The sequence below is a fragment of the Flavobacterium sp. GW823-FHT06G12 genome, assembly GCF_058794775.1.
Map to the genome: position 1 here is coordinate 703,932 of NZ_JBXAHE010000003.1, position 12,661 is coordinate 716,592.

General features: G+C 35.0%; 8 protein-coding genes. 7 read left to right on the forward strand and 1 reads right to left on the reverse strand.

What is annotated here, in order from left to right; all coding sequences use genetic code 11:
- The first annotated feature begins 14 nt into the window (after positions 1-14).
- Both AC1Q5Z_RS15340 and AC1Q5Z_RS15345 read left to right on the forward strand, forming a co-directional pair.
- Complete coding sequence (locus AC1Q5Z_RS15340) at positions 15-1,571, forward strand: glycoside hydrolase domain-containing protein (protein WP_492445730.1); 1,557 nt, start codon at positions 15-17, stop codon at positions 1,569-1,571.
- Between the two features lie 25 nt (positions 1,572-1,596).
- Entirely contained in the window at positions 1,597-2,502 is a 906-nt protein-coding gene (locus AC1Q5Z_RS15345) for a carbohydrate kinase family protein (protein WP_492445731.1), read from the forward strand.
- A 109-nt stretch (positions 2,503-2,611) separates the two neighbouring features.
- Here AC1Q5Z_RS15345 and AC1Q5Z_RS15350 read toward each other — a convergent pair whose 3' ends face one another.
- Complete coding sequence (locus AC1Q5Z_RS15350) at positions 2,612-3,082, reverse strand: Lrp/AsnC family transcriptional regulator (protein ID WP_198857282.1); 471 nt, start codon at positions 3,080-3,082, stop codon at positions 2,612-2,614.
- A gap of 188 nt (positions 3,083-3,270) precedes the next feature.
- On the opposite strand from AC1Q5Z_RS15350, the gene AC1Q5Z_RS15355 reads away from it, so the two are divergent.
- From AC1Q5Z_RS15355 to AC1Q5Z_RS15375, 5 genes are all read left to right on the forward strand, one after another.
- On the forward strand, positions 3,271-4,086 hold the full coding sequence (locus AC1Q5Z_RS15355) for a DUF1338 domain-containing protein (protein ID WP_345159258.1): 816 nt from the start codon (positions 3,271-3,273) through the stop codon (positions 4,084-4,086).
- A 56-nt stretch (positions 4,087-4,142) separates the two neighbouring features.
- Complete coding sequence (amaB, locus tag AC1Q5Z_RS15360; protein WP_492445733.1) at positions 4,143-5,696, forward strand: L-piperidine-6-carboxylate dehydrogenase; 1,554 nt, start codon at positions 4,143-4,145, stop codon at positions 5,694-5,696.
- 163 nt (positions 5,697-5,859) lie between these two features.
- Complete coding sequence (locus tag AC1Q5Z_RS15365) at positions 5,860-8,982, forward strand: SusC/RagA family TonB-linked outer membrane protein (RefSeq protein ID WP_492445735.1); 3,123 nt, start codon at positions 5,860-5,862, stop codon at positions 8,980-8,982.
- A gap of 22 nt (positions 8,983-9,004) precedes the next feature.
- Positions 9,005-10,504 (forward strand): RagB/SusD family nutrient uptake outer membrane protein, encoded by a 1,500-nt coding sequence (locus tag AC1Q5Z_RS15370; RefSeq protein ID WP_488754647.1) that lies wholly within the window; start codon positions 9,005-9,007, stop codon positions 10,502-10,504.
- A gap of 134 nt (positions 10,505-10,638) precedes the next feature.
- Positions 10,639-12,645: an MGH1-like glycoside hydrolase domain-containing protein gene (locus AC1Q5Z_RS15375; protein WP_492445737.1), complete on the forward strand. Its 2,007-nt coding sequence runs from the start codon at positions 10,639-10,641 to the stop codon at positions 12,643-12,645.
- The last annotated feature ends 16 nt before the right edge of the window (positions 12,646-12,661 follow it).

The window sequence follows — 12,661 nt, forward strand, 5'->3', positions numbered from 1 at the left end:
TGAATTTAATTAAAATGAAATATAGAAATATAATCACAATTGCCTTTATTTTCTTTTCACTTGCTTCGTGTAGTCAGGATGAAAATTATATTGGAGGTTCCATTTCAGGAGGGAATTCTGAAATTACAAGTGTTTTTCCTGTTCCGCCAGCGCAATGGATGGGTACAACCGATCCTTATTACAGTGCAGGTTATACTGGAGATATTATGCCTTTTTTCGATAACGGAAAATTTCATATTTATTTTTTGCATGACGCACAGAATAAACCTGCTGGAAAAGGATTTCATGATATTCATGAATACCAAAGCACAGATTTGGCACATTTTACTTATGAAGGTCAAACCATTCCGTATGGTACAACGCTTGAACCTGATTTTGCTATTGGCACAGGATCAGTTGTCAAAGTGGGTAATCTCTATTATTTTTATTATACAGGGCACAATGAAAGTCCGGCTTTTGTGCAGTCGAATGCCAGAGAAAGTGTTTTATGCGCAACAAGTAGTGACTTGAAAAAATGGACAAAAGTTCCGTCTTTTAAAATTACAGCTCCTGCAGGATATTACAACTATGATTTCAGAGATCCGCACGTGTTTTATAATGATGAATTGAAAAAATATTCAATGTTAGTAAGCACACAGACAGAACCAGGAAGAAAAGCTGTTTTGTTACATTTTACAAGCGCAGATCCTGCATCGGGAAAATGGGATGTTGAAGCTCCAATTTATACCACAACTCCTGAAGATAATTATCTGATGATGGAATGTGCGGATATTTTCAAAATGGGAAGCAATTGGTATTTAATTTTTTCTGAGAATTGGAGCGGAAACAAAGGAACGCATTACAGAATTTCATCATCAATCAATGGGCCATGGATAAAACCTGAGAATGACAGAATTGACGGAGAATATTTTTATGCAGGAAAAACAGCTTCTGACGGAAATAAAAGATATTTTTTTGGATGGAATGCCAGAAAAACACCTGAAAATGATTTAGGAAACAAGGATTGGGCTGGAAATATGGTTATTCATGAATTGATTCAAAATTCAGATGGAACTTTAGGAACGCAATCACCGAAATCGGTTAAGGATTTATTTTCGAAAAAGAATGCTACTGCAGAAGTAGATGCTATTTCAGGAAATGCAACAGCTAATAATGGAACTTATTCTTTATCTGGAGAAACAGAAAAAGCAATGGTTACTTTTAAAAGTGTTGGAAAGAAAGTAAAAATAAAAGCCGAAATCACTTTAGCGAAAGCTAACGGAACAGCCGGATTTGTTTTTCATACCAATGATACAGGAAGTTATTATAAAGTAGTTTTGGATATTGCTAATGGAAAAATAAGCGGTTATAATTCGGCTTCACAGGAAGTAACAAGCTTGCCTTTTGCTTTTCAGATAAATACAAAATATGATGTTGAAGTAATTGCTGAAGGAAGTGTTGTAGTTTTTTATATCAACGGAAAAGCAGCGCTCACCAATCGCATTTATGGAAGAGACAAAAATAAATGGGGTTTAATTGCAGAAGGGCAAACAAGTACAATTTCAAACCTTCTGGTAACGCAGCCCGAATAAAAACTAATATTAAAATAATTCTAGAATGAATAAGGGAAAAAACCTTAAGGCGATGGCATACGGAGAGGTTCTTTGGGATGTCTTTGCCAATGAAAAAAAGATTGGCGGAGCTCCATTGAATGTAGCCTTGCGCATGAAAACGTTAGGTTGCGAAGTAGCCATGATAAGCTGTGTAGGAAATGACGAAGATGGAAAGGCAATAAAAAGTCAAATAAAAGAACTTGGGCTTGAAACAGATACGATTGTAGTGTCAGAAGATTTTCCAACGGGTTTGGTCAACGTTACATTAAATGAACGTGGATCGGCAACGTATGAAATAAATTATCCGGCAGCTTGGGATAAAATTGTTTTGAATGATTTAGCAAAAACTACCGTTGCAGAAGCAGATGTGCTGATTTACGGAAGTTTGGTTTGCCGTGACACCGTTTCGAGAAATGCTCTGGAAGAATTGCTTCAAAGTGATGTTTATAAAGTATTTGATGTGAATTTAAGAAAACCGCATTATACTTATCAAATCTTAGAAGAGCTTATTCAATCAGCCGACTTTATTAAATTTAATGATGAAGAATTACTTGAGATCGCAAAAAAGATGAATTCTCCTTTTAAAACTTTGGAAGAAAACATGGCTTTTATTGAAGAAAAAACGAAAGCCACAGCGATGTGTGTTACCAAAGGAAAACATGGAGCTTTACTGCTATGGAAAGGGAAAATCTATGAAAATGGAGGTTACCCAATTGAAGTTGCAGATACTGTTGGTGCAGGAGATTCTTTCTTAGCGGCCTTAATCACTTCACTATTAAATAGTAGAGATCCTCAAAGTTCAATTGATTTTGCCTGTGCAGTTGGAGCGCTTGTTGCTGAGGCGCCTGGTGCAAATCCCGAAATTTCTACTTCAAGAATTAATGATTTAATGGCAACAGTTAAAAGTTAGTCTTTTTTATAGAAGTTAAAGAAACTAGATTATTTTATTAACAAAGAACTCAATACTTTAAAAGAGCAGTATTTTTACTGCTCTTTTTATTTATATAAAGTTTTATCGCTTAGATTGGCAGGTTTTTTTCAAATGCAGAACCAAAAGAGAAAAAAGAATCAGTGCTTCCTACTCCTTCAATTTGATGAATTTGTTCATATAAGATTTTACGGAGCTCCTCATTATTTGCTGCAACAATCTTAATGAACAAAGCATAATTTCCAGAAACCCAATGGCATTCTACCACTTCAGGAATTTCTTTGAGTTTGTTCGCAATCGAATACGAAAAATGTGCTTCTTTGGTCACTATTCCAGTATAAGTTGTGGTTTCAAACCCCATCATTTTAGGATCTAATTTCACAGAAAAACCTGTTATTACTCCACTTTCTTGCAATTTTTTAACTCTTAAATGGACTAATGAATTAGAAATGTTTAATTCTTTTGCTAAATCTGAAAAAGCAATTCTACTGTTCTCGCTGAGCTTTTGAATAATTTCTCGATCTAAATAATCAGTATTTTCGTTCTTATTGAGCTTTGCCATAAGTTATGTCAATTTGTGTTTTCTATAATTTTGACAATTCTAATTGTCAAACTGGTTTTTAAAGTGTCAAAAATACATAAAAAAATGTTAAAAATGTCTAATTGTAAATAATCGACTTCATTGACTGTTATAATAACAGTATTATTGATATGTTTGTGTCATTATAACACTATTTAACAAACCAACAAATGAAGAACAATCAACTACTTACAAAGCTATGGGAGCAATATATCGATATAACTCCATCGGCACTGAAAATACATGAGTTGTTAGAAGAGAAAGGTGAAGAAATAAAAAATGACCATATTGCAATTCGAACTTTTAACGATAAACGTATCAACATCGAAGTATTAGAAAAAGCTTTTCTAAATGTAGGATATGAGGCAAAAGGCGAATATTATTTTGAAACCAAAAAGCTGTATGCTAAACATTATGAAAATGCTTTGGATAAAGACGCTCCTAGAATTTTTATTTCGGAATTGGAATTAGAAAAATGTTCTGCAGAATTACAAGAAACAGTGCAGCAACTTTTAGACAGCTGTGATCAAAATGCATTTAATGATCCGAATTTGATTTTAAGTGGAGCAGTTTGGAATGGAAATTCACAAGCGGTTTACAAATCGCTGCTAGAAGAATCTGAATATGCGGCATGGATGTATGTTTATGGTTTTAGAGCAAATCATTTCACTATAAACACAAATGCATTAAAAGGATTTCAAACATTAGAAGAATTAAATAACTTTTTAGAAGATAATGGTTGGAAACTTAACGCTTCTGGCGGAAAAATTAAAGGAACTCCAGAACAATTATTAGAACAATCTAGCACATTAGCAGATTTGTACGATATAGATTTTAAAGAAGGTACACTAAAAGTGCCATCATGTTATTATGAATTTGCCCTTCGTTATCCTATGGCAAATGGAGAATTATATCAAGGTTTTGTAGCATCATCAGCAGATAAGATTTTTGAAAGTACTGATGTAAAACTTCAAAAATCGATTTAAATAATCGTTTTTTAGAAGAAAAAAGACTTTGAGATAAACATAACAAAAAGTTCATAATGAAAATCGAAGAATTAAAAGCTACAATACAAGAAGCTTTAAAGGAATTAAAAATAAAAGACGTTAACGAAGGAACTTCAACAGGGCTTAATAATTTTTCAGATGGAGAAATTTTAGAAAGCTATTCTCCTGTTGATGGTCAATTAATAGGGAAAATTAAAACATCATCTCCCGCTGATTACGAAAAAGTAATGGAAGTGGCGAGTGTTGCTTTTAAGGAATTCAGATTAATGCCAGCGCCACAGCGAGGTGAGATTGTTCGTCAGTTTGGCGAAAAATTGCGTAAAAACAAAGAAGCGTTGGGCAAATTGGTTTCGTACGAGATGGGCAAATCATTGCAGGAAGGTTACGGAGAAGTTCAGGAAATGATCGACATCTGCGATTTTGCTGTTGGACTTTCGCGTCAATTGCATGGATTGACAATGCATTCAGAGAGACCTGGACATAGAATGTACGAACAATATCATTCTTTGGGAGTTGTTGGGATTATTTCTGCATTTAATTTTCCAGTGGCTGTTTGGGCTTGGAATGCTGCTTTGGCATGGGTTTGTGGTGATGTTTGCGTTTGGAAACCATCTGAAAAAACACCGCTTTGTGCAATTGCATGTCAAAATATAATGGCTGAAGTTATTAAAGAAAACAATCTCCCAGAAGGTATTTCTTGTTTGGTTAACGGAAATTATAGTATAGGAGAACTGTTAACCAATGACAAACGTATTCCGTTAATTTCTGCTACAGGATCTACACGAATGGGTAAAACTGTTGCGCAGGTAGTCGCAGGGCGTTTAGGAAAATCATTGCTTGAATTAGGTGGAAATAATGCAATAATTGTAACGCCCGATGCCGATTTAAAAATGACAATTATAGGTGCCGTTTTTGGTGCAGTTGGAACAGCTGGACAAAGATGTACTTCTACACGTCGTTTAATTATTCACGAAAGTATTTACGATAAGGTAAAAGATGCTCTTATCTCGGCATACAAACAATTGCGAATCGGAAATCCTTTAGATGAAAAAAATCATGTTGGTCCTCTGATTGATACGCAAGCAGTAGAAATGTATGAGAAAGCTTTGAAACAAGTCGTTACACAAGGAGGTAAAATTCTTGTTGAAGGCGGAGTGCTTTCTGGTGAAGGATATGAAAGTGGCTGTTATGTAAAACCTGCAATTGCAGAGGCAGAGAATACTTTTGAAATTGTACAGCATGAAACTTTCGCTCCTGTTTTATACCTATTAAAATATTCAGGAACAGTTGAAAATGCTATAGAAATCCAGAATGGTGTAGTGCAAGGATTGTCTTCTGCAATTATGACAAATAATTTAAGAGAAGCAGAATTGTTTTTATCTGTTACTGGTTCTGATTGTGGAATTGCAAACGTGAACATCGGGACATCTGGTGCCGAAATTGGTGGAGCTTTTGGTGGAGAAAAGGAAACTGGTGGAGGACGTGAATCTGGATCTGATGCATGGAAAATTTACATGAGAAGGCAAACCAATACAATCAATTATACTACGAGCTTGCCATTAGCGCAAGGAATAAAATTCGATTTGTAGCCCAAAGAGATTAAAGCTTAACAAAAAATCACCCCAAAGAGAATACCACATTTTGTTTGATAATGTTTTTTGAACATTATCAGGCGAGGTGTATCTGCATGCAAAAAAAACTAAAAATGTAAAAAAAACAACTAAAAATTTACTAACTAAAACCATTACCGAAATGAACAGAAAACTAATTAGGAGACTTTATTTTATTCCTTTACTGCTATGTTTGTGGTTACCAAACATCAATTTTGCGCAAGCGCAAAAGACTATTTCAGGAAAAGTTACAGACGATAAAAATAATACGTTGCCTGGCGTAAGTATTTCTATCAAAGATTCTAAATTTAATGCAGCAACGGATATTGATGGAAATTATACGTTGGTGTATTCATCAACTTTAGAAAATCCAGTTATCTTTTTTTCTTATGTAGGATTTACAGGAATAAGCGAAGAGGTAAATAATCGCAAAGAACTTAATGTGGTTATGCAGGAAGAAACCAATAAACTGAATGAAGTTGTCATTATTGGTTATGGTTCGCAGAAGAAAAGTAATGTTACAGGAGCCATTTCTACCGTTAAAAAAGAAAGCCTGGAAACGCGTGCGACAACAAGTCCAGCAGAAGCACTTCAAGGCTTAGTTGCAGGGGTGAATGTGCAAAAAAGCGGTGGTGTTGCAGGTGCCTCTGTAAGCGTGAAAATTCGTGGAGTAAATACATTTGGAGCAACAGAACCGCTTTATATTATTGACGGATTTCAGGGATCTATCAATACCATTAACCCAACAAATATAGAATCGATGGAGGTTCTTAAAGATGGTGCTGCAGCTGCAATTTACGGATCTGTCGCTGCCAATGGTGTAATTATCGTTACTACAAAAAATGGACAGAAAGAAGGGGTAAAAGTAGATTTTAGCTCTTTTTTAAGTATCACAAACCCATCGAAAACATTAGATTTATTAGATGCTGATGGTTACAAAACGGTTAATAAAAGAATGTATGACGAATACAATAAATATGCAACGTCGCCAAAACCGCTTCCAGCCTATATTACTGCACCGTCTGATACAAATACAGATTGGCAGGACGAAGTTTTCCGTTCTGGACTTACACAAAATTATGGTTTAGGAATTCAAGGAAGACAAGGCGATTTCAAATTTGCACTTTATGGTAATTACGTAAAGCAAAAAGGTATTGTAATAGATAACGAATTTGGTCAGCAAACAGGTAGTGCGAGAGTGAGTTTCAAAAAATCGATTTTTGACATTGATGGAAAAATGGCTTACATGGGAACGCAAAATGCATTGCCTAATTTCCAGTTAAAAGAAGTATATACAATGTCTCCTTTGGTTCCAGTTTATGACTCATCAGAGGAATATGGCTATGGATTGTCAAATAAAAATGGTTTGCCAGCAGGTACAAATCCAGTTGCTGAAGAGCATTTTAGAAAAAGCAATGATATAGGACAGGATATAACGGCAAATATTGCAGCAACAGCAAACATCGCACCTTGGTTAAAATACAAACTGGCTTATTCTTACCGTGTGAAAAACAACCAGCAAACGGCTCATTTCCCACCTTATATTGCAAATCCTAAGGAAGTGCATCTTTATCCGATGCAAACAGAATTGAGAACTACTTGGAATGAGCAGATATTAGACAATATTATCACGATTGATAAAACCTTCGGGAAACATGTTTTTGGTTTAATGCTTGGTAATACTTTTAATAGTCAGGCATCAAACTGGAATCAGGTTAGTGTTGAAGGTAAGACAACAGATTATACAGTAGAAAACGGACAACTAGTTTCTATCGATCGTCCGTCAGGATTTCTTGATCCTAGTTTTGAAACAATTGGTGCCGGAAAAGGAGGAACGTATTCTGCCGACGGTTCAAAATTTCAATACAACAGAGTATCTTTTTTTAGCAGGTTAAATTACTCTTACAATGATCGTTATTTACTTCAAGTAACAGTTAGAAAAGATGGTTCTTCTAAATTTGGAGAAGACAGCCGTTGGGGAACTTTCCCATCTATTGCTTTAGGATGGAAAATCGAGCAAGAAGATTTCTTTCCAAAAGACATGATTCTTTCTACTTTAAAATTAAGAGCAAGCTGGGGACAATTGGGTAACGAAGCGGCTTTAGGTTATTATTCTGCAAATACACTAATTAAAACAGGCAATACTTTAGGAAACGGTTATGTTCAAGGTATAGGAAGCAATCCTTGGCCAGGAAGTATTGCAACAGCATTAGAAAATAGAAATTTGCAATGGGAAACTACAGATTCTAAAAACATCGGTATCGATTATACGCTATTAAAAGGAAAAATCAGCGGTTCGATGAACTATTACCATAATGTTACAGACAACTTATTGATTACGAAAAAACTTGCTCCATCTGCCGGAATCGATGATCCAGTTCTTAACGTAGGTAAAATTAGCAACAGCGGATTCGAATTTGAAGTAAATTACCGTGATCAAGTTAATGAATTTAAATATAATGCAGGATTAAACCTTACTACGCTTAAAAATAGAGTAGAAGAATTGGCAAACGACGGACAAACTATTTACGGAGAAGGATTAAAATACGGAGACGAACACTTTCCAACTCAGGCTCGCGTAGGAAGTCCAATTAGCGGATTCTATTTATACAAAACAGATGGTATTTTCCAATCTGCTGACGAAGTTGCAGCTCATAACAAAAATGGAGTTTTATTACAGCCAAACGCTAAACCTGGAGACATTCGTTTCAAAGATTTGAACGGAGATGGTGTTATCGATGAAAAAGATAAAGCTTATGCAGGAACAGGATTACCAAAACTAGAAGTAAACCTTAGCTTAGGTGCAAGTTACAAAGGATTTGATTTTTCTGCTTTGATAGGAAGCGGTTGGGGCAATAAATTATATAACGGAAACAGATATTTCTATGAGTCTATGAATTCAGGAACAAATATGCTGGCTTCTACACTTAATTCATGGACACCAGAAAATCACAGTAATATACCACGTGCCGTATTGCAAGATCCTAACGGAAACAGTCGTGAATCAGATCGTTTTCTTGAAAGCGGAGACTTCATCAGAATGCGCCAATTACAACTTGGGTATACTATTCCAAGCAAAATGTTAGGCAAAGCAAAAATTGATAAACTTAGAATTTATATAAGCGCCGAGAACTTGTTTACTATCACCAATTACTCAGGTATCGATCCTGAATTCTCACGAGCTTCAGTAATTGATACTGGCGTAGACCGTTTTGTTTATCCATTTACAAGATCATTTGTTTCTGGTATTCAGTATATATTTTAATTCTATTTAATAAGACACTATCATGAAAAAGATATTTTTAATATTATCCACTATAGGTTTATTCACTTTTGCAAGTTGTGATGATTATCTGGATCAGCAATCGCCTGATCAGCTTACATCAGATAATTTCTGGAGAAACAAAGCTGACGCCGAATCAGCTTTAGCAGCCACTTATTCTCAGTTAGAATGTGCGGTTGATGAATGGGCTTTCGCCGAAGTAAAATGGCCAGTTGAGGCTTATCGCGAAGACATAAACGAATTAGGAAGCGATGCATTGAACTACCAAAACTGGGTAGAACTTTCGACTTTTACGTACACAAACGGAAATAGCCAGTTTACTAGTTATTGGAAAATTAATTATAGAGGAATCAGTAATGCCAATCAGGTTATTGATAAGTTACCACAGGTTCCTTCAGATAAAATAACTGATGCAGACCGTAAACAAATTGAAGCCGAAGCTCGTTTTTTACGTGCTTACTATCATATGAAACTTATTCTTAACTGGAATCAAATCTATATCAGAAACAAATATGTTACTAAAGAAAGCGATTTGAACATTCCTTTATCAACACGTGCAGAAGCTTGGGATTTTATTATAAACGAGTTTAAAGCTGTAGCCGATGTTTTACCTGCAAAACAATCAGCAGATAAAACAGGACGTGCAACTAGCGGTGCAGCAAACAGTTATTTAGGATTTGCATATTTAACAAGAGCTTATGAAGAAACAGCTCAAAAGCAAACTTTCTTGAATGACGCACTTACAGCATTTAGCAAAGTACAAGGTTACGAGTTAGTTAAAGATTATGTTTCTATGTTTGACGGAACAACCAAAAACACAAAAGAATCGATCTTTGAACTTCAATTTTCAGAAACTACAGCCAACGGCGCTTTTTACCGTAATGCGCTTCATTACTGGATGGCTGCTGCCGAACTTGGCGGATGGGATGAAATTCTTCCGAGTCCAATGTTGGTAAATGAATTCAAAAAAGAAGGAAAAATTGCGACTACAGGAAACTACGATTCACGTTTTTACAGTACCATTTTCTTTAAAGATCCCTATTTTAATAACCCTAGCAATCCATTGGTATTAGGAACTACATATGATGATAAATTTGGAGATACAGACAAACCAGTATATCGTAAATATATTCCGAGTACACAGGAAAAAATGGATCAAGAATTTACAGCGATCAATATTCCTTTAATGCGATATTCGAATGTATTGCTAATGCAGGCCGAAGCTTTAAATGAATTAGGACGTCCAGGAGAAGCTATTCCGTATATTAATAAAGTTCGCGAAAGAGCAGACATGCCAGCAATGACAGGAACAACCACAGCAGAAGTAAAAGCACAAATAGAGCACGAAAGAATTTTAGAATTCCCTCTTGAAAATTATCGCTTTTATGATTTGCGTCGTTGGGGAAAAACAAAAGAAGCGCTTGATGCTGTTGGAAGAACAGGTTTTGATGCTGCAAAAAATAATTTCTATCCAATTCCATTGACAGAATTACAAACGAATTAATTCTCGAAATGATTTAAATTTCAAAAAAGAATAGCCTATATTTCTTGGGCTATTCTTTTTGTCTAAAGATTATCGATCTTGCCAATAAAAAGAGCAAGACTTTATCTAAATAATAACAAAAACAAACATAAAACATGGACAAAAAGAACATACTTTTTATTCTTGCTTCCTTTTTTATAATACAGGCAGGTTGGTCTCAAAAGAGCTTTCCAAATTTAGAGTCAGGCAAAAACAGTATCAATTTTAAAGGAGATCCAAAAAATGCCACAGATAGAAAATCATTGGCATTTTCAGATAAAGGCGCTTGGTTCGGATTTGGGTTTTTAGAACCATCAGAAATTCAAGCAGGATTTTCAGGACCTTTCTTAATGACTGAACAGAATGGCGTTTGGTTAAGTTCTTCTTTTGTTTCATTACAGCTAAAAGACGAAAACAAACAAGAAATCATCAACTGGAAAAATTCATTGGTGGCACAAAATAGCTACAACAGCCATTTAGAACAGCAATTTAAAAATGAAAAACTAGAAGTAAAACAGCAATTAGTGTTTTTATCAGGGCATTCGGCTTTACAGAAAACAGCGATTACCAATAAAACAGCTAAACCACTAACTATTTTTCCTTCTTATAATGCAACTTTGTTTTTAGATGATTTACAACTATCAAATGAAAACAATATTTTAAAAATCACTTCTGCTAAAAGTATTGCTGTAGGTTACATTCAATTCTTGAAAACAAAATTAGAAATTGAAATTTCGAAACAAGGATACCAAGCGCAGACAGAAAAATTGGTTTTAAAACCAAATGAAACAAAAGAAATAATTGTTTCTCAAAGTTTTATTTTTCCACAATATTCATGGAAAACCGAAAACGAGACGATGCAAAAAACGGTTTTTAATACACTGCTTAACAACACACAAAAAGAAAAAGAAAAGCAATTATCGCAATTAATTGCCAAAAAGAAAGCCATTTATAAAGATCAGATTTATTCTGATTTGATAGCAAAATTGGCACTAACATTACAAACCAACACTAGAATTGCAGCAGAAGGATTAAAACATGGCGGTCTTTTTCCGAGTTACAATTACGAATGGTTTCATGGTTTTTGGGCCTGGGACAGCTGGAAACACGCTGTTGCAGTTTCAAATTATGATTCGGAGTTAGCCAAAAATCAAATGCGTGCTTTATTTGATTATCAAGAGCCAAATGGTTTTATTCCAGATTGCATTTACAGAAACAATGATCTAGAAGAAAATAATTACCGAAACACAAAAGCACCTCTTGCGGCTTGGGCAATTTGGAAAATTTATGAAAAAACAAAGGATATTAATTTTCTAAAAGAGTTTTATCCGAAGTTAAAATTATACCATAATTGGTGGTACAAAGAACGAGATCATGATCAGGATGGTTTATGCGAATTTGGTTCTACAGACGGAACTGTGATTGCGGCAAAGTGGGAAAGCGGAATGGATAATGCAGTTCGTTTTGATGATAGTAAAATTCTGAAAAACGGAGAAAAAGCATATTCATTAGATCAGGAAAGTGTTGATCTGAATTCATTTTTATTTGCAGAGAAAAACTTTTTAAGTAAAATGGCAGCAGCTTTAAAACTGAGTGTCGAAGCAAAAAAATGGAATGAAGAAAGTGCTGCACTAAAAATGAAAATTCAAAATCAGTTTTGGGATGCTGCAACAGGCTGGTTTTATGATACAACCATTGACGGAAAAACATTGATAAAAGCAATGGGATGCGAAGGATATTGTCCAATTTGGGCAGAAGTCGCTTCTGCAGAACAAGTGAAAGCGGCAAAAATTAATATGCTGGATTCGGCAAGTTTGAACACTTTTGTCCCTTTACCAACATTGGCTGCAAATCATCCTAAATTTAAGCCAGATAATGGCTATTGGAGAGGACCTGTTTGGTTGGATCAAAGCTACTTTGGAATTAACGGACTAGAAAAATATGGCTATACAAAAGAAGCAAATGAGTTAGCGCATAAACTGATTCATAATGCAGAAGGAGTTGTGGATAAAGGAACTTCTATTAGAGAAAATTATCAGCCCGTTACAGGAAAAGGATTAGAAGCTTTTAATTTTAGCTGGTCTGCATCGCATTATTTAATGCTGCTTTTGGAGGATAAATAAACATCCAACATTTCAT